We start from the raw sequence: 17,200 nt of genomic DNA, 5'->3' as shown, positions 1-17,200 counted from the left end.
GCGAGGGCATGGGAATGATCGTGAGCGTGCTGCTCGTAAGGCTCATGAGAGGGTTCGCGAACCTCATCTTGCGGTGTCGATGCCATTCAACCTCCGGCCATCTAATGAAAAAAGAAACATGTCTGCATGATGCGCAGCGTAACGTCGAAAGTCGCGCGGCATTCAAGTCGCATTGGCGGATTTTCGCGTTCCGATAAAGACCAGCAGTCGTTGCGCCGGCTTGGTAGGATAGTTACTACATGTGTCGCAACGAATAAAGGATTCCCGCCTTCCCCATGAGCCTCTCCTCCGAGACGATCCCCTCCCGTTCGCCCCTCAAGGCCGATCTGCTTCTCCTCTTGGTCACCATCATCGCCGCTGCAGGCTGGATCTTCTCCAAGGAGGCAATGGCCGGAATGCCCCCCTTGCTGTTCATCGGCAGTCGCTTCCTGCTTGCGGGGCTCATTCTGGCCATCTTCGATGCGCGCTCACTGGGGCAACTTTCAACCATACGCAAGCTGCGTGCCAGCGGCGTCGGTGTCTTGTTCGGGGGCGCCATGGCCTGCTGGTCATTGGGGGTCGCACTGTCTGATCAGCTGGGCGTGATCGCCTTTATCAACAGCTTCGGCATCCTGATGGTGCCGGTGCTCGCACGACTGCTGTTCAAAGACAGGCCGCCGCTGAGCACCTGGATCGCACTGCCCACCGCCCTGCTCGGCTTCGCGCTGCTTGGCATGGGGCAGCCCGGCGCGACCGATGGCTTCACCATCGAGCCCGCCCAGTGGCTCATCTTCGGCGCCGCCTGCCTGTTCGCTCTGGTGTTCAACTTCAATTCACGCCTGGTACGCAACATCCCAGCCCTGCCGCTGACGGCTATCCAGCTGATGACCACCGGCGTCACCTGCCTGATACTCTCGGCACTCAGCGAGAGCTGGCCCGCCGGTATCAGTCTCGACATCCTGAGCTGGTTCCTGGCCAGTACCCTGATCGCCAGCACGCTGCGCTTCTTCCTGCAGATCTACGCACAGGGCCTGACCACCCCTAGCCACGCCTCGGTCATCCTGATGCTGGAAGCGGTCTGGGCCGCTCTGATGTCAGCCGCCTGGTTCGGTGAGCGCATGACCCTGATCCAGATGACCGGCTGTGGCCTCATTTTCACCGCCCTGTTGATCAATCGCTGGCAATGGATCTCACGCCTGTGGCGTCAACGGCGGTTTGCCTCGTGAGTAATGCGTCCTGACTTGAGTGTCAGGCATGTCGCCACCATGTCTGACGCTTGAGCCTTCGACTTCCCGCCCCATTCTCTACCACCGGAGCCACCATGATCCCCACACTACTCGGCGTACTGACGCTGCTGATGGCAGCCTTCACCCTGCTGCCACTGACGCGTATTCGCCATTGGTCGGTGCGCATCATGGATTTCCCCCGCCTGCAGCTGGCCGCATTGTGGGCGATGCTGTTGATCGCCGACCTCGCAGTGTCCGATCTCGCCTTCGGGCTCAGGGTGACACTGGTCGTGATAGCGGTGGCCGGACTTGTCTATCAGGCACACTGGATCATGCCCTATACCCGCCTCTTTCCATGCGAGTCCGCACGGGCAAAAAGCCATGACAGACAGCGCCATATTCGCCTTCTGACCGCCAACGTTCTGACCAGCAACCACGACAGTGACAAGCTGCTGACCATCGTCGAACGGGAACAGCCCGATGTGCTGGTGACGCTGGAATCCGATGACTGGTGGCAGCAGCGGCTCGACGTGCTCGAGGCGGATAGCGAGCAATACGGCTATACGCATACCCTCAAATGCCCGCTGGATAACCTCTATGGCATGCATGTCTATTCACGCCTGCCACTGCATGACGCCAGCATCGACTACCTGGTCGAAGAGGATGTGCCGTCGATGCATGCGCAACTGGAACTGGCCAGCGGTGACCGTGTACGGGTGCACTTCCTGCACCCGGCGCCGCCCAGCCCGACCGAGAATGACGAGTCATCCGAGCGGGATGCCGAGCTGATCATCGTGGCGCGCAGCGTCGCCGACAGCCAGCAACCGGTGATCGTGACCGGTGACCTCAACGACGTGGCCTGGTCTCGCACCACGCGCCTGTTCCGCAAGCTGTCCGGTCTGCTGGACCCCCGCGTGGGCCGTGGCATGTTCAATACCTTCCACGCCACCATTCCCCTGCTGCGCTGGCCGCTGGATCACCTCTTTCATAGCGAGCATTTCAGTGTGGTACGCGTGGCGCGCATGGAAGCCTTCGGCTCGGACCACTTCCCGCTGCTCACCGAACTGGCGCTGACGCCCGCCCAGGACACTGGCGAGACGCTCGATGCCCCAGAGCCGGACGCCGACGACCAGGCCGAGGCCAGTGAGACCGCCAACGACGAGAATGTCAGTCAGCAGGACGTGCCGAAACCGGGTCGCTGAGCCCGACATGCCTGAGGTGGCATTTGGCTGAATTCACCAAAAGGTCCCAAACTGGCTGATGAGGGTTGAGCCATACGGGAGGCAGGCATGCGAGGACTCGACTGGCTGGGAACGCGGCTGGCGCGTCATCTCACGGCGCCGGGCAAGCTACCGGCGCATCGCGCCACGTCATCACCGGAAAAGCTGGCTGCCACCCTGCGGCGCGGCGATGTCCTGCTGGTCGAGGGCTCCTCGCGTATCAGCACCGCCATTCGCTACCTCACCCAGTCGACCTGGTCTCATGCCGCGCTCTGCGTGCGCACGCCGCTGGACACCAGAGGACGTCCGGTCAGGGGCGACTGCCTGTTGGAAGCGGACGTCACCGCCGGGGTGCGCCGCGCCCCCCTCAACCATTACTGGCATCAGCACACGCGCATCTGCCGCCCGGTCGGACTCACGGAGAAGGAGATCAGCGCGTTGATCGCCCACGCCGAAGCGCGGCTGGGCCATCAATATGACCTGCGCAACATCGTCGATCTGGCTCGCTATCTGATTCGCACACCACCGGTGCCAAGCCGCTATCGACGCCGCATGCTGGCATTGGGCAGCGGCGACCCGACCCGCGCGATCTGCTCATCGCTGATCGCCGAAGCCTTCCAGGCCGTGCGCTATCCCATCCTGCCAGACAGCGACGTCCTGCCCTCCAACGACCCGGCATGCCTGCACTGCTATCAGGAGTTGCTTCATATCCGCCATCACAGCCTATTTGCGCCCTGCGACTTCGATATCTCGCCCTACTTCGACATCATCAAGCCGACCCTGTGCGCCGGATTCGATCCCCATCGCCTGCAGTGGAGCGAACCGCCCGCCTGATCTGGTATGCTGCGCGCCATCCGCGGCCTTGCTGGCCGGCGCTGGTGCATCAGCTCTCCTGTGCCGACTGAGCCGCCTGCCGCCCTTTGACACTCTTCACGACCGGAACCACGCCCGTGACCAATAACGACATCATCCGTCGCCTGCGCTACGCGCTGAACCTCTCCGACACCGACATGATCAACACCTTCGCTGCCGCGGACCACGAGGTCTCACGCGCCCAGATCAGCGATTGGCTCAAGCGCGATGATGATGAAGCTCAGCAGCGCATCAAGGACATCGACCTGGCCAGGTTCCTCAATGGCCTGATCAACGTACGTCGCGGCAAGCGCGAAGGCGCCCAGCCGGCGCCTGAAAAGCGTCTCGACAACAACGTGATTCTGCGCAAGCTCAAGATCGCATTCGAGCTCAAGGATGACGACATGCTCGAGCTGCTGGCACTGGCCGGTTTCGAGCTGATCACCAAGTCCGAGCTGTCTGCCTTCTTCCGCAAGCCCGATCATCGCCACTACCGCGAGTGCAAGGACCAGATCCTGCGCAACCTGCTCAAGGGCATCGAACTGCGCCATCGTCGCCATGACCCCGAGACCGAGCAGCACGCCGTCGATCCGGTCTGATCAGACTCTGATGTGCTCTCAACAACAACGCCGCCCCGGAATCCAGGGCGGCGTTGTTGTATGACGGCAATGGCGGTACCAACAGCGGCTCAGCATTCGCGGTTGGGGCGCCCTTCCATGGTGGCCAGGCGCGCCAGCAACGGCGCCATGCGGTGCTGACTCCCTTCCGCCGCCGCGACCAGCGCCGGCAATACCCAGGACGGCAGGTCAGGCATCAGACGGTAATAGACCCATTGCCCCTGGCGGCGGTCCAGCAGCAGACCGCAATTGCGTAACTGGGCCAGATGGCGCGACACCTTGGGCTGCGACTCCTGCAACACGTAGGTCATCTCGCATACGCAAAGCTCGCCTTCTGCATGGATAAGCAACATCAGCACAAGGCGTGTATCGTCGCTGAGGCATTTGAAAAGACGTGTCGGGGTCAGAAGAGACAATGCAGAATTCCACCTGATTCAATGATGTGAGCGTGCCGCCAACCACAGCTGCAAGCGCGTGCGAATTTCGTTCAAGGCGCGCCCATAGTACACCGCAGTATCCTCATTGCGCGGATCTTCTATATCCCAGAACAACAGCTCATCGGTCTGGCCATCCCACTGCCGACACTGCTGCTGCGCCTTCTGACACAGCACGATGACGGCATCGAAGGACTGAGAGCGGTAGCGATCGATCGACTCGCTCGCCAGACCTGAATTATCCACCCCGGCGCGCGCCAGAGCGTCCAACGCATGCTGTTGCGGGGCATCAGGCGCGACACCGGCACTGAAGGCGTCAAACTCGTCTCCCGCCATGTTACGCAGCAATGCCTCTCCCATCAGGGAGCGGGCAGAATTGGCATTGCACAGAAAAAGCACTCGCTGTTTGGACATGACTCATCTCCAGAGCTGCAATTTTACCTTACCATAAGGTCGCATATCAGAAGTACCGCGCTTGTATAACAAACTGATGTCAGTAGCCTTTCAGGCCTTGGCGCCCCACCTTCAGATCACTTTTTGCAACAACCCCTGCAACAACACCTGCAACAGACGCGAACGGGCCAGCGCAGTGACCGGCAACTGCCAGGCACACCACGCCAGCCCGCGAAGACCGCCACTCGCTACGTTCACGATGCACTCGACCGCCGCACCGCGTGGCTCACGTCATCAGCCCTGCAGGTCCGAAAGCGTCAGGGTCTTCCTGTCGACGACGGCTTGACGCGCCGCCTTGCGCGCTTCTTCGTGCGCCGGAATCAGGCCGATGCCTTTCAGATAGCCCAGGTTGCCGACCATCTTCTCGCTCATGAACAGATCCGCGTAGTCATACATGACCGGCGCTTCGTCCGCATGCTGATTCTTGATGTAGAAGAACATGGTACGTGCGACCGGGTAGGTCTCTTCCGAGATGGCCTCGGGAGACGGGGCGATGCCGTCGATGGTCGCGCCGCTCAGCGAGTCTTCGTTCTCCTCGAGGAAGGAATAACCGAAGACGCCGAAGGCCTCGGTGTCTTCCGACAGCTTCTGCACGATCAGGTTGTCGTTCTCGCCGGCCGGCACGAAGACGCCATCGTTGCGTACCTTGGAGTAGCCTTCGCCGCCATAGCCGTCCATCTCTTCGGTAGCCGCTTCCAGCACCAGCTCCTCAAAGGAATCGCGCGTACCGGAAGTGCTGGGCGGCCCATAGATGGTGATCTTGCGGTCCGGCAAGCTGGAATCGATCTGGTTCCAGCGGGTATAGGGGTTGGCCACCAGCTTGTCATCGACCGGCACCTGGGCTGCAACCGCCAGTGCGATCTGCTCCAGCGTGAAGGCGGCAGGGTCGTTGGTGTTGGACTGCGCGAAGGCGATGCCGTCATAACCGATGAAGGCTTCGGTGATGTCGGTCACGCCATTTTCCTGACAGCGCTCGAATTCGGAGGCCTTCATGCGGCGCGAGGCGTTGGTGATATCCGGAGTGTTGCTGCCGGCACCTTCACAGAAGAGCTTCATGCCGCCACCGGAACCCGTGGCCTCGATGACCGGAGTGGGATGATCCGTGGTGACACCGAACTCTTCCGCCACATAGCTCGAGAAGGGATAGACGGTGCTGGAACCGACGATGCGAACCTGGTCACGTGCTTGTGCACTGGACACGATAGCCGCAGAGGCGATCACAAAAGCGAGCTGCTTGAGAGGGCGATTCATTGCGGTGCCCCGATGCATTGATTTATATGAATAAGCATATATTTGGTGGCGGAATCCCTCACGACTCCGCCGCCCCGATTGGCGCGACACTTTGCCAATCGCCACATGCCAGTGATGAGAATCCCCCTCGGCATGCTGAACACGTATCTCGATGACAGGCATGTCGACAAATACGCATTGGCATATATGAGCATCATTTTATTGCAGTCGCGTGACATCTCCGCTGAGTATCCTGTCGCGGACTGCCTTGCCTCTCTATCCCTTCCTCTATTCCTTCCCCTTTCGCCTCTCTGCTTTACCTTCGGCCGAGACAAGCCCCCAACAGAAATGGCCTGATCTCCCCAGCCACTCGCGGGAGGATCAGGCCATCGAATCGGCAGCGTGCGTGACAGGGCATCACTCGCTTGCCACTGGCGAGCCCCTCCTCAGCGCTTCCGGCGGGAGCCCGAGTCCTGGCAAGCAGTTAGCAGCTAAAGGTTCCTGCTAGTCATCATCGCCCTCTTCGGCACTCTTCTGGCGCGCCTTGCGCTCCTGCTCTTCTTCCATGGCCGCCATGATGTTCTCGAGCAGCGCATCCACGTCCGGCGCTTCGGCGTCGTCCTCATAAAGGCCTGTCAGCTCGACATCCGGGTCCATATCACCGGCTTCGAACAATGCCCAGATCTCGTCGGCGTAGCGTGTCTGTGCCAGTTCAGGCGCGAACATCGCGTAGTAGGCAGTGATATTGGCAACATCACGCGCCAACATGCTCTTGGCATTGTTGTTGGCCGCGGCATCGACCGCCTGCGGCAGATCAATGATCACCGGGCCATAGTCATCGACCAGCACGTTGAACTCGGACAGGTCGCCATGTACCAGGCCGGCATGCAGCATGCGCACGATGTACTGCATCATCAGCGCATGGTCTTCCCGCGCCTGCTCGGCGGACATCGAGACATCATTCAGGCGTGGTGCCACATTGCCGTCGTCATCGGTGACCAGCTCCATCAGCAGCACGCCATCGAAGCAGCCGAACGGCTGCGGCACGCGCACACCGGCATCGGCCAGACGATACAGCGCATCGACCTCGGCATTCTGCCAGGCGGCCTCCTGCTGGTTGCGTCCGAAGCCGGAGCCCTTCTCCATCGCCCGTTGACGGCGACTGTTACGCACCTTGCGGCCTTCCTGATACAGCACAGCCTGCTTGAAGCTGCGCTGGGCAGCATCCTTGTAGACCTTGGCACAGCGAATCTCTTCTCCGCAGCGCACGACGTAAACCGAGGCTTCCTTGCCACTCATCAAGGGGCGGAGCACTTCATCGACCAGACCGTCATCTATGAGCGGCTGGATTCTCTTTGGCGTTTTCATCGCGTTCTTATACGCGTTTTGCGATACATCGGGAATCACCTGTAGCAATTTTGTGACATACCTTACGACAAAACCCCCGCCAATGCGTCATTGGCGGGGGTTTCAGCATTCACTGACAGACTGCCTCGGCGGCAGCAGCGCCAGCGCTTATTGAGCGTTCTTGAGGCTCTGCATGTCGATCACGAAACGATACTTGACCTTGCCTTCCTGCATACGCTTCCAGGCATCATTGATGGTGTTGATGTCGATCATCTCGATATCGCAGCCAATGTCGTGCTCGGCGCAGTAGTTGAGCACTTCCTGGGTCTCCGGCATGCCACCGATCAACGAGCCCGCCAGTACACGGCGCTTCATGACCAGGTTGCCGCCCTGCAGCGCGGGGTCCACTTCCTGCACCAGGCCGACGAGGATATGCGTGCCGTCGTACTTCAGGGTATTGAGGTAAGGGTTGAGATCATGCGGCACCGGCACCGTGTCGAGCAGGAAGTCGAAGGTTTCGGTGGCGGCTGCCATCTGCTCGTCATCAGTCGAGACGATCACATGATCGACACCATTCTCGCGCGCTTCCTCGACCTTGCTCTCGCTGCGGGTGAAGAGCGTCACTTCACAACCCATCGCCTTGGCGAACTTGATGCCCATGTGGCCTAGGCCGCCCATGCCGATCACCCCGACCTTGTCGCCGGACTTCACGCCGTAGTGACGCAGCGGCGAATAGGTCGTGACACCCGCGCACAGCAGCGGCGCGGCCACTGCCGGGTCGAGCTTGTCCGGGATGGAGACCACGAAGCGTTCGCTGACGACGATCTTGTCGGAATAGCCGCCCTGGGTGAGGCTGCCATCGTGACGGTCCGGGCTGCCGTAGGTCATGGTCATGCCGTCGAGGCAATATTGCTCGAGCCCCTTCTGACAGGCGCTGCATTCACGGCAGGAATCCACCATGCAGCCGACGCCGACCATGTCGCCCACCTTGTACTGACTGACGTCATTGCCCACCTGGGTCACCCGACCCACGATCTCGTGCCCCGGCACCAGCGGATACTGAGAAAAGCCCCAGTCATTGCGGCCGACGTGCAGATCCGAGTGACAGACACCGCAGTAGAGAATCTCGATGGCCACGTCATCCGGTCGCGGCTGGCGACGCTCGAAGTTCCAGGGCGCCAGGTCTGCCGTTTCGGATGCCACCGCATAAGCGCGAGTCTGGCCGTCAAAATTACCGTTGGAAGGGCTTGTCATGGAGTCTCTCCTTGCTTGGCTGAGCGTCGGACAGCCTGGTCATCAAAGATGATTCAGCGCCCGTAAAAGGATTCGCATGCCATGCGGCAATCGCGATCATGCCCACTAACTTCTTGCCGACAGCACGACATTTCAATGGCTTGGCTGCCCTGCATCACTGTGTTGGTCAGATCGCAACAGCGCCCCACCAAGCTGCGCGAGGCTTGCAGACACAAGGGAAAGCGACGCAAAACATCTTGCTTCTGATTCCAAATTGACGCCATCAAGCAGCAAAGTTGCCACTGTGTTATCATGCATCTTCACCCCTCACGTCTTGGAACGGAGTCCCGTATGGCGAATACTCGTACTGCTGCAAAGAAAAAAGCACCGGCTGCTGTCGAAACCTCAGCCTCGCTTGAAGCTCAGATGCAGGCCTTCCTGGACCGTGGTGGCAAAGTGGATGTGATTGAATCCGGTGTCAGCGGCCAGGTCATTGGCGTCAAGCCGACCAAGCCGTCAAACCCTGCTGCCAAGAGCTGAGGCTTGCCCATCAAGCCTTGGTGCCCGAACGCGCTGCTCGCCTTGCTCAACTGGCGTCTGCCATCGAGTCACTGACCGGTAACAGCGTTGTTCATCGCTAGATCTCCAGCCGCTGCCCTGCATCATCAGGTAGCGGCCGGCTTCTTTCTGGGGAGAGGAAAATCACCTCTTGCCTGCCCTTGCTCCTCCCGCCACGGCGACGCCCATGCCAGCATCCTCTTCGCGCGACAGCGCTCTCGACTCCCGCCAGCAAAGCGTGCATGGCACTCGCGACGCGGATGGGGCACGCACACGCCTGGCCGTCTTCATTGATGTGCAGAACATCTACTACACCACCCGCGACACCTTCGGTCGGCAGTTCGATTATCGTCGCCTGTGGGCAGAGCTCGAGCGCCTCGGCTCGATTCAACATGCCTACGCCTATGCGATCGACCGTGGCGACCCCAAGCAGCAGCAATTCCAGCAGCGCCTGCGCGAGATAGGCTTTGAGGTCAAACTCAAGCCCTTCATCCAGCGCGGCGACGGCTCGGCCAAGGGCGACTGGGATGTCGGCATCACCATCGACGTGATGGAAGCCGCCCCCGAGGTCGATGAGATCATCCTCGCCTCCGGCGATGGCGACTTCGCCTTGCTGCTGGATCATGTCGCCACCCGCCACGCCATCACCACCCGCGTCTATGGCGTCGAAGCCCTCACAGCCCTCGCCCTGATGAAAAGCGCCCATCACTTCCGCGAAGTCGATGAAAGCCTGCTGATGCGCTGATACCGATCGATCGGGTCTCAACCGCGCTCGAACCCTGCCCATCGCACAAGAAACGCCCGCACGCCCTCCACTAAACAAGAGGATGTGCGGGCGTTTTCGTCTAGGCCACCAGCGGCTTGCCAGGCATTCAGGCTTCGCCACGAACTTGCCGACTAGCCCTGTGGTGCGGCACTCAGCGTCAATTCGATGGCATCGTGGCGCCAGTGTTCATCATCGCAGTCCACCGCGCGACCATTCTGATCAAAGTTGATGCGGGTGATGCGCTGCGCGGGGCTGCCCTGCGCGGCGTTCAGCGCAGCGGCGGCCTCAGCGTCGAACACCGTGGAGGCCAGCTCGAAGCTGACGCGACTGACACGGATGGCGTATTCGTGCCGGTAGAGGTCGGTCAGGGAGTGGGCAGCGAGGTCGAAATCGAGGATGCCCGGGAAGCAGTCACGTCGCAGGTGATGGCAGACATGCAGCACGCGCCGCTCATCGATACGCCGCACGCGAGTGATCCGATAGACCACTGAGCCCTCCGCAATCCCCAGCCGCCGAGCGATCACCGCGTTGGCGGCGACTTCTCCTGCCGCCAGTACCTCGGTGCTGGCCACCCGCTGCTGTGACTCGACCATGTCGCGAAATGGCAGGCACGCCAGCAAGTCATAGCGCAGTCGTGGCGGCGAGACGAACCAGCCCCGCCGATTCTCGCGATAGATACGCCCCTCCGCCTCCAGCTGCAGCAAGGTATCGCGCAGGGTGACCCGCGTCGTGGCAAAGCGTTCGATCATCTCGCGCTCGGAGGGCAGGCGCTGTGAAGCGCGTAACGGCGCTGCCTCAAGATGGTTCAGCAGCTTGCCCTTGAGCCCTGCCACGGGGACATCCGTGTCAGAAGTTGCCGATGAAGCGGCGTCACTCTGGGGCTCAAGCGAAGATGAAGGCATGCGAAGTTCCTGAAAGATAACGAAAGACAGTAATTTCTGGCGAGTCACTTGCATGACATCCAGGGCGTCCAGGATGGAAAGGGTCAGAGCGAAACGATTTCTGTGGTCTAGTTCAGATACCCCGCAAAGCTCAGTGCGACTTTTCAAGACACGCTTGTCGAGACACGCATGAGGAGAATAGTGGCATTGGCGTGACAACTCGGTGACAGCGCAGGTCTGGCTGCCACGACAGGCCAGTCATCACACGCTGGCTCATGCCTTGTACGCCCATGCTTTGCACACTTATGGCTCTGGAAGATAGCGAGGACCGGGGCCCGCGGCAAGGCACGAAGAAGGTATGAAGAAGGCAGAGACAGAGCCGCCATCCCATGCCATGACAACGACATGTTGACGACACGCAACTGTCACAGGCGAGCGCTAGAGTCGATCGTGCCTTTCGAACTGAACTAGACCACACAGTCTCGGCTGTCTCGGCACTTGCCTGAGCACTTGGCAGAGCACTGGTCTGGTCAATGATCTGGAACTGGCCTGAGCAATGACCTGAGCACCCGGACGTGCTCTCAGCGTGTCGACAGAGTGCCTGATGCCCGTCACGCCGTACCTTCAGCGCAGCGATTGTTCATCACCTACTGGGGAAATCTCCTTGAAGTCGATTGCCACTACCTCATCCCGCTCCACCGGCCTGCTGGTTTCCACCTGCATGGCCGCCCTGTTGGGCAGTGCCTCCGTCAGTGCCGCCGACATGCCGGCTGACCTTCTCGAGGCCGCTCAGTCCGAAGGCCGTGTCGATAGCGTCGGCATGCCGGACAGTTGGGCCAACTGGAAGGACACCTGGGCAGACCTCGAGTCGAAGTATTCCATCGCGCATAGCGATACCGACATGAGCTCCGCCGAGGAAGTCGCCAAGTTCAAGGCCGAGGGTGAGAACGCCACCGCCGATATCGGTGACGTGGGCTTCGCCTTCGGTCCGATCGCGGTGCAGCAAGGCGTGACCCAGGCCTACAAGACCACCACCTGGGAGCAGATCCCGGAGTGGGCCAGGGACAAGGATGGCCACTGGGTACTGGGCTACACCGGCACCATTTCCTTCATGATCAACAAGACACTGGTCAGTGAAGATGAGCGCCCGACCTCCTTCGCCGACCTCGCCGAGGGTGATTACAAGGTGTCCGTCGGCGCGGTGGGCAAGGCCTCACAGGCCAACAACGCCATTCTGGCCGCTGCCTTCGCCAATGGCGGCAAGGAATCCGACCTGACACCGGGCCTGGAAGTCTTCGCGGAACTGGCGCGCCAGGGCCGTCTGTCACTGGCAGAGCCGAGCATCGCCAACCTGGAGAAAGGCGAAGTCGAAGTCGCCCTGCTGTGGGACTTCAATGCCCTGAACTATCGCGATCAGATCAACCGCGACACCTTCGAGGTCGTCATTCCGTCTGATGCCTCCGTCACCTCCGGCTACGCCACTATCATCAACAAGCATGCCGCGCACCCGAATGCCGCCAAGCTGGCCCGAGAGTACATCCTCTCCGATGCCGGTCAGCTGAATCTGGCCAAGGGCTATGCCCGTCCGATCCGCGCCGAGCACCTCACCCTGCCCGAGGATATCGCCGCCAAGCTGCTGCCCAACGAGCAGTACGCCAATGCTCGTCCGGTCCAGGACTTCGCGGGTTGGGAAGCCAGTGCCAAACAGCTGCCGCGTCAGTGGCAGTCCCAGGTACTGATCCACCAGCAGTGATCCCCGGCCTCTGCTTCACGCGAGCAGAGCGCGCACCATCCTGACAGACGGCATCGCCTTTGCGGTGCCGTCTTGAGCTTCACGGAGTCACCATGTCTCAGCGTGTCATTCTTGTCGTGCTCGACGGCCTCAACCATGCCGTGGGTCATCATGCCATGGGCTATCTGAGTGCCCTGGTCGAGGCCGGCCGTGGCCAGTATCAATCACTGGACTGCGAGCTGCCGGCCATGTCGCGCCCGCTCTATGAATGCCTGCTGACCGGCGACCTGCCTGTCGACTCAGGTATCGTCAACAACGGTATCGTGCGTCGCTCACGCGGCATCAGCCTGTTCGACCTTGCCAGCCAGCAGGGCAAGCGCACGGCTGCCGCCGCCTATCATTGGGTCAGTGAACTCTATGTCGCGGCCCCCTTCGTGCCGGCCCGTCATCGCTGGCTCGACAATCCGGAATCCGCCATCCAGGCGGGCATCTTCTACTGGCAGGACCATTATCCGGATGACCATCTGTTCAGTGACGCCGAAATGCTGCGCCTGCGTCACGACCCGGATTTCCTGCTGGTGCATAGCATGAACATCGACGATGCCGGCCATCGTCATGGCGGCGACACACCGCAGTATCGCAATGCCGCACGGCATGCCGACGTCGCCCTGGCCGACTACCTGCCGGCATGGCTGGAGGCCGGCTATCAGGTGATGGTCACCGCCGATCACGGCATGAATGCCGACCGCTCTCACTCCGGCCTGCTGGAAGAGGAGCGTCGCGTGCCGCTGTGGACCTTCGGCAGCGCCTTCGCCAACGGCGCCGCGACGGACCTCAAGCAACGCGAGCTCTGCGGCACCCTGGCCACACTGCTGGGGCTCGAGCACAGCAAGGCGAGCAATCCATCGCTGCTGGCGAGTCATTCTGCCACGCGAGGCCTCAAGTGATGTCTGCCGCCTTGAAGCGCCGCCTGACCAGCCCCGTCATGTGGCTGCTGCCGTTTGCGCTGATCTTCGGCGCCTTCCAGATCGCGCCGCTGGTGTGGGTGATGATCAGCGCCTTCAAGACCCCTACTGGCTGGGGGCTGGCCAACTTTCACGAGATCGCCTCCTCGGCCTTCTTCCGCCAGGCCATCTGGCGCAGTCTCGAGATCTCCTTCATGTCCAGCGTGCTGGGGCTGGCGATCGCCGCCGTGACCTGTCACAGCATGCACCGCTGCGGCCCGCGCCTGACGCGCATGATGATCGCCTTCACCAACATGACCAGCAACTTCGCCGGTGTCCCGCTGGCCTTCGCCTTCATCATCCTGATGGGCGCCAACGGCATGCTGACCCTGATGCTGGAGCGCTTCGGTCTGCTCGAGGACTTCAATCTCTACTCGCGCACCGGCCTGATCGTCATCTACACCTGGTTCCAGATTCCGCTGGGCATCCTGTTGCTATATCCCGCCTTCAGCACCCTGAAGACGGAGTGGCGTGAAGCCGCCAGCCTGCTGGGCGCCAACCGCCTCGCCTACTGGCAGCACATCGGCCTGCCGGTGCTGTGGCCGTCACTGGCGGGCACGCTCACCGTGCTGTTCGCCAATGCCATGGGCGCCTACGCCACCGTCTATGCGCTGGTGAATACCAGCTACAACCTGATGACCATCCGCATCGCCAATCTGGTCTCCGGCGACCTGTTCCTGCAGCCGGAACTGGCCAGCGCACTGGCCCTGGTGCTGGTCGTCATTCTCGTCATCGTCACGCTGATTCAGCAATGGCTCATGCGCAGGAGCTACCATGTCACTTCCCGCTGAACTGCCCTATCGCCACGGCAAGCCCTTGCTGCCCAGCCTGATGGCGCGCCTGCGCCGCGTGAACATCTACACCTTCATCGTCACCAGTGTCTTCGCGCTGCTGGCACTGCCGCTGATCGCGACGCTGTTCTACGCCCTGGCGACACGCTGGGGCGCCAGCCTGACCCCCGATGCCCTGACCGTGAAATGGTTTCTGGAACTCTGGACCACACCGCGCTTTCTGGCGGCGTTCGGGCGCTCGCTGCTGGTCGCCGTCGGCGCGCTGGCACTGTCGTTGCTGCTGATCGTGCCGGTGGTGTTTCTCGCCCACACACGCTATCCGCGCCTGGATAGCGTGATGAATGGGCTGATCCTGCTGCCCTTCGCCGTGCCGCCCATCGTGTCATCGGTCGGCCTGCTACAGCTCTACGCAGGTGGCCCGCTGGCCATCGTCGGCACGCCGTGGATCCTGATCCCCACCTATTTCACCATCGTGCTGCCCTTCATGTACCGTGCCCTGGCCAACAGCCTGCGCGCGCTGGACGTGGCGTCCCTAATGGAGGCCGCTCAATTGCTGGGGGCGAGTCCGCTCAAGGCGTTCTTCCTGGTCGTACTGCCCAATATTCGCGTCGGCATCCAGATTGCCGTCTTCCTGGCCTTCTCGTTCCTGGCTGGCGAATTCGTGTTCGCCAACATGCTGGTCGGCACCCGCTTCGAGACCCTGCAGGTCTATCTGAACAATATCCGCGGCGCCAGCGGCCACTTCACCAGCGCCTTGGTTATCACCCTGTTCGTATTCACGCTGATCCTGACCTGGCTCGGCAATCGTCAGCCCGCCGAGCAAGAGATGCCCGCAGATGACCCCGACGAGGCGCTGGCCACCACCATGACCGACGGCTTGCCCGGCCCGGTGCCGAGCGCCGAATCCGAGCCGCGCCACACCCACCACCAGTCGTCAGACTCCGCATCCCGAGGGGACCGCTGATGCTTGCCATCGACACCGCCACCACATTCGATAGCCAGAGCGCCGGCGGCCTTCTGACCAGCGCCCTGCGCGAACGCGCCGCCGACCAGCACTACCTCAAGCTCAATGGCCTGGCCAAGAGCTTCGGCAAGACCCAGGTATTCGCCGAGATAGAGGCCGAGATCGCGCGCGGGGAATTCATCACCCTGCTCGGCCCCTCCGGCTGCGGCAAGTCGACCCTGCTGCGCGCCATTGCTGGGCTCAATGATGTCGATGCCGGCCAGATCATCGTCGATGGTCACGACATCACGCCACTGCCGCCGCAGCGTCGCGGCATCGGCATGGTCTTCCAGCACTATGCGCTGTTCCCCAACATGCGCGTGGCGGACAACGTGGCCTTCGGGCTACGCATGAAGAAGGTGCGCCCGGAAGAACGCGAGCGGCGTGTCAGCGAGGTGCTCAGACTGGTGGAGCTGACCGATCAGGCGCAGCGCTTCCCGCATCAATTGTCTGGCGGCCAGCGTCAGCGTGTGGCACTGGCACGCGCGCTGGTGGTCGAGCCGCAGATCCTGTTGCTGGATGAGCCGCTGTCGGCACTGGATGCGCGTATCCGCCGCCATCTGCGTGATCAGATCCGTGACATACAGAAGAGCCTCGGCCTGACCACCCTGTTCGTGACCCACGATCAGGAGGAGGCACTGCTGCTGTCGGACCGCATCTTCCTGATGCATCAGGGGCGCATCCTGCAGCAGGGCAATGCCGAGTCGCTGTATACCCGCCCGGTGGATGCCACGGCGGCGGGATTTATGGGGCATTACAATCTAATCGGTCGCGAGCTGGCGCGCCCGCTGCTCGGCTACGAGAGTGACAGCCCGCGCGTGGCACTGCGTCCGGAAGCGCTGTATCTGCAACCGGACATCAGCCCCCAGGGACAACAGGATGAATATGCCAACTTCCCGACCCAGCCCTTGCCAGACAATGCCGGCCCCGGCTGCCCGGGCGTGATTCGCCGCCACCAGCTGCTCGGCAATATCGTGCGCTATGAGGTGGACTGTCAGGGACTGCGCCTGAATGTTGATATCCTCAATCGCAGCGCTCGGCAGTTATTGCCGCGCCATCTGCGCGTGGTGCTGCACGCCGATCTGGATGAGGTTCAGGCGCTGGGCGGTAACGAGACCGCCGCCACGTCGCAGGTGTCCCATGGATGACATCACAGGGCTTGCCATCTTCGATCTTGACGACACCTTGCTCGAGGGCGATGCCACGGGGCTTTGGACCGACTGGTTGATCGCAAAGGGCTGGATCGCCGATGGCGAGGAATATCGCGCGATCTGGGCACAACAGATGCTGGACTACGCGGCCGGTCAACTCGACATGGAGGTCCACCTGACCCACCTGCTGGCCCCGCTGGCAGGGCGCGCCGTCAGTGAGGTCGATGCCGAGGTGGCACGCTTTCTCGATGCCGAGCTGATGCCGCGCCTGTATCGTGAGGGGCTGGAGCGAATTCACTGGCACCGCGCGCAGAATCATCAGGTCGTGATCATCTCGGCCTCGACGGCGCATCTGGTCGCCCCCCTCGCCGAGCGCCTGGCACTGGACGCAGCCCTGGCCACGGCACTTGAAACCGAGCAAGGCTGTTACAACGGGCGGGCCTGTGGCATTCGCACCTTCCGCGAGGGCAAGCTCGCGGCACTCAAGGCATGGCAGCAGCAACACGCCAGCCACAGCGCCGGGGTGCCCAGCTGGGGCTATTCGGATTCACGCAATGATCTGGCCTTGCTGGAGTTCGTCGATCACCCCTTCGCCGTTCATCCGGACCCGACCCTCGCCAGCCTGGCGCAACAGCGCGCCTGGCAGACACTACGCTGGCAATGAAGGAAACCGGGTTGGCAATGAGGGAAGCCAGGCTGGCAACAAGAGACGCTGGGCTGGGG

General features: G+C 61.7%; 18 protein-coding genes. 12 read left to right on the top strand and 6 right to left on the bottom strand.

Going from position 1 to position 17,200, the window contains the following annotated elements:
* Positions 1-275 precede the first annotated feature (275 nt).
* From QD208_RS03760 to QD208_RS03745, 4 genes are all read left to right on the top strand, one after another.
* Positions 276-1,205, top strand: a complete 930-nt coding sequence (locus tag QD208_RS03760; protein WP_279835728.1) for a DMT family transporter — start codon at positions 276-278, stop codon at positions 1,203-1,205.
* A gap of 95 nt (positions 1,206-1,300) precedes the next feature.
* Positions 1,301-2,407, top strand: a complete 1,107-nt coding sequence (locus tag QD208_RS03755; protein WP_279835726.1) for an endonuclease/exonuclease/phosphatase family protein — start codon at positions 1,301-1,303, stop codon at positions 2,405-2,407.
* Between the two features lie 87 nt (positions 2,408-2,494).
* Positions 2,495-3,259, top strand: a complete 765-nt coding sequence (locus tag QD208_RS03750; RefSeq protein WP_279835723.1) for a YiiX/YebB-like N1pC/P60 family cysteine hydrolase — start codon at positions 2,495-2,497, stop codon at positions 3,257-3,259.
* A 116-nt stretch (positions 3,260-3,375) separates the two neighbouring features.
* Positions 3,376-3,876, top strand: coding sequence for a DUF1456 family protein (locus QD208_RS03745; protein ID WP_054557257.1), 501 nt, complete (start codon positions 3,376-3,378; stop codon positions 3,874-3,876).
* An 89-nt stretch (positions 3,877-3,965) separates the two neighbouring features.
* Here the strand turns inward: QD208_RS03745 and QD208_RS03740 are convergent, their stop codons facing one another.
* The 5 genes from QD208_RS03740 to QD208_RS03720 all read right to left on the bottom strand — a co-directional run bounded on the left by QD208_RS03740 (position 3,966) and on the right by QD208_RS03720 (position 8,612).
* Entirely contained in the window at positions 3,966-4,301 is a 336-nt protein-coding gene (locus QD208_RS03740) for a metalloregulator ArsR/SmtB family transcription factor (RefSeq protein WP_279833316.1), read from the bottom strand.
* A gap of 27 nt (positions 4,302-4,328) precedes the next feature.
* Positions 4,329-4,742 (bottom strand): arsenate reductase ArsC, encoded by a 414-nt coding sequence (locus tag QD208_RS03735; protein ID WP_279835719.1) that lies wholly within the window; start codon positions 4,740-4,742, stop codon positions 4,329-4,331.
* A gap of 273 nt (positions 4,743-5,015) precedes the next feature.
* Positions 5,016-6,032: a substrate-binding domain-containing protein gene (locus tag QD208_RS03730; RefSeq protein WP_054557255.1), complete on the bottom strand. Its 1,017-nt coding sequence runs from the start codon at positions 6,030-6,032 to the stop codon at positions 5,016-5,018.
* A 483-nt stretch (positions 6,033-6,515) separates the two neighbouring features.
* Entirely contained in the window at positions 6,516-7,379 is an 864-nt protein-coding gene (locus tag QD208_RS03725) for a PA4780 family RIO1-like protein kinase (protein ID WP_054557253.1), read from the bottom strand.
* A 147-nt stretch (positions 7,380-7,526) separates the two neighbouring features.
* The gene (locus tag QD208_RS03720; RefSeq protein WP_279835714.1) at positions 7,527-8,612 is read right to left on the bottom strand and encodes an NAD(P)-dependent alcohol dehydrogenase; all 1,086 of its coding nucleotides are present in this window, start codon (positions 8,610-8,612) and stop codon (positions 7,527-7,529) included.
* 330 nt (positions 8,613-8,942) lie between these two features.
* Here QD208_RS03720 and QD208_RS03715 point away from each other — a divergent pair, with 330 nt between their 5' ends.
* Together QD208_RS03715 and QD208_RS03710 are read left to right on the top strand one after the other, a co-directional pair.
* Positions 8,943-9,131: a hypothetical protein gene (locus tag QD208_RS03715; RefSeq protein ID WP_084589604.1), complete on the top strand. Its 189-nt coding sequence runs from the start codon at positions 8,943-8,945 to the stop codon at positions 9,129-9,131.
* A 205-nt stretch (positions 9,132-9,336) separates the two neighbouring features.
* Positions 9,337-9,894, top strand: a complete 558-nt coding sequence (locus tag QD208_RS03710; RefSeq protein WP_279835712.1) for an NYN domain-containing protein — start codon at positions 9,337-9,339, stop codon at positions 9,892-9,894.
* Positions 9,895-10,046: 152 nt separating this feature from the next.
* On the opposite strand, the gene QD208_RS03705 is transcribed toward QD208_RS03710, so the two are convergent.
* Positions 10,047-10,817 (bottom strand): UTRA domain-containing protein, encoded by a 771-nt coding sequence (locus QD208_RS03705; RefSeq protein WP_279835711.1) that lies wholly within the window; start codon positions 10,815-10,817, stop codon positions 10,047-10,049.
* 643 nt (positions 10,818-11,460) lie between these two features.
* Here QD208_RS03705 and QD208_RS03700 point away from each other — a divergent pair.
* The 6 genes from QD208_RS03700 to QD208_RS03675 all read left to right on the top strand — a co-directional run bounded on the left by QD208_RS03700 (position 11,461) and on the right by QD208_RS03675 (position 17,141).
* Complete coding sequence (locus tag QD208_RS03700) at positions 11,461-12,549, top strand: extracellular solute-binding protein (RefSeq protein WP_279835710.1); 1,089 nt, start codon at positions 11,461-11,463, stop codon at positions 12,547-12,549.
* A gap of 92 nt (positions 12,550-12,641) precedes the next feature.
* Entirely contained in the window at positions 12,642-13,475 is an 834-nt protein-coding gene (locus QD208_RS03695) for an alkaline phosphatase family protein (RefSeq protein WP_279835708.1), read from the top strand.
* A complete protein-coding gene (locus QD208_RS03690) occupies positions 13,475-14,323 on the top strand; it encodes an ABC transporter permease subunit (protein WP_216060786.1) in 849 nt (282 codons plus the stop codon). Before QD208_RS03695 ends, QD208_RS03690 begins: the two co-directional genes overlap by 1 nt.
* A complete protein-coding gene (locus QD208_RS03685) occupies positions 14,307-15,287 on the top strand; it encodes an ABC transporter permease (protein ID WP_234368161.1) in 981 nt (326 codons plus the stop codon). Before QD208_RS03690 ends, QD208_RS03685 begins: the two co-directional genes overlap by 17 nt.
* On the top strand, positions 15,287-16,474 hold the full coding sequence (locus QD208_RS03680; RefSeq protein ID WP_279835705.1) for an ABC transporter ATP-binding protein: 1,188 nt from the start codon (positions 15,287-15,289) through the stop codon (positions 16,472-16,474). Before QD208_RS03685 ends, QD208_RS03680 begins: the two co-directional genes overlap by 1 nt.
* Positions 16,467-17,141 (top strand): HAD-IB family hydrolase, encoded by a 675-nt coding sequence (locus tag QD208_RS03675; RefSeq protein ID WP_279835703.1) that lies wholly within the window; start codon positions 16,467-16,469, stop codon positions 17,139-17,141. Before QD208_RS03680 ends, QD208_RS03675 begins: the two co-directional genes overlap by 8 nt.
* The last annotated feature ends 59 nt before the right edge of the window (positions 17,142-17,200 follow it).

Origin of the sequence: Cobetia sp. 29-18-1 (assembly GCF_029846405.1) — a bacterium.
GTDB lineage: Bacteria > Pseudomonadota > Gammaproteobacteria > Pseudomonadales > Halomonadaceae > Cobetia > Cobetia amphilecti.
The sequence above is the reverse complement of the archived record's forward strand: the minus strand, read 5'-3'. Positions and strand labels throughout refer to the sequence as shown.

What these genes read in the sequence shown, in the direction of transcription:
- QD208_RS03695 (WP_279835708.1), top strand. Translation starts at nt 12,642, where the DNA reads ATGTCTCAGCGTGTCATTCTTGTCGTGCTCGACGGCCTCAACCATGCC.
- QD208_RS03730 (WP_054557255.1), bottom strand. Translation starts at nt 6,032, where the DNA reads ATGAATCGCCCTCTCAAGCAGCTCGCTTTTGTGATCGCCTCTGCGGCT.
- QD208_RS03690 (WP_216060786.1), top strand. Translation starts at nt 13,475, where the DNA reads ATGTCTGCCGCCTTGAAGCGCCGCCTGACCAGCCCCGTCATGTGGCTG.
- QD208_RS03685 (WP_234368161.1), top strand. Translation starts at nt 14,307, where the DNA reads ATGTCACTTCCCGCTGAACTGCCCTATCGCCACGGCAAGCCCTTGCTG.
- QD208_RS03705 (WP_279835711.1), bottom strand. Translation starts at nt 10,817, where the DNA reads ATGCCTTCATCTTCGCTTGAGCCCCAGAGTGACGCCGCTTCATCGGCA.
- QD208_RS03750 (WP_279835723.1), top strand. Translation starts at nt 2,495, where the DNA reads ATGCGAGGACTCGACTGGCTGGGAACGCGGCTGGCGCGTCATCTCACG.
- QD208_RS03735 (WP_279835719.1), bottom strand. Translation starts at nt 4,742, where the DNA reads ATGTCCAAACAGCGAGTGCTTTTTCTGTGCAATGCCAATTCTGCCCGC.
- QD208_RS03680 (WP_279835705.1), top strand. Translation starts at nt 15,287, where the DNA reads ATGCTTGCCATCGACACCGCCACCACATTCGATAGCCAGAGCGCCGGC.
- QD208_RS03715 (WP_084589604.1), top strand. Translation starts at nt 8,943, where the DNA reads ATGGCGAATACTCGTACTGCTGCAAAGAAAAAAGCACCGGCTGCTGTC.
- QD208_RS03755 (WP_279835726.1), top strand. Translation starts at nt 1,301, where the DNA reads ATGATCCCCACACTACTCGGCGTACTGACGCTGCTGATGGCAGCCTTC.
- QD208_RS03710 (WP_279835712.1), top strand. Translation starts at nt 9,337, where the DNA reads ATGCCAGCATCCTCTTCGCGCGACAGCGCTCTCGACTCCCGCCAGCAA.
- QD208_RS03675 (WP_279835703.1), top strand. Translation starts at nt 16,467, where the DNA reads ATGGATGACATCACAGGGCTTGCCATCTTCGATCTTGACGACACCTTG.
- QD208_RS03720 (WP_279835714.1), bottom strand. Translation starts at nt 8,612, where the DNA reads ATGACAAGCCCTTCCAACGGTAATTTTGACGGCCAGACTCGCGCTTAT.
- QD208_RS03725 (WP_054557253.1), bottom strand. Translation starts at nt 7,379, where the DNA reads ATGAAAACGCCAAAGAGAATCCAGCCGCTCATAGATGACGGTCTGGTC.
- QD208_RS03760 (WP_279835728.1), top strand. Translation starts at nt 276, where the DNA reads ATGAGCCTCTCCTCCGAGACGATCCCCTCCCGTTCGCCCCTCAAGGCC.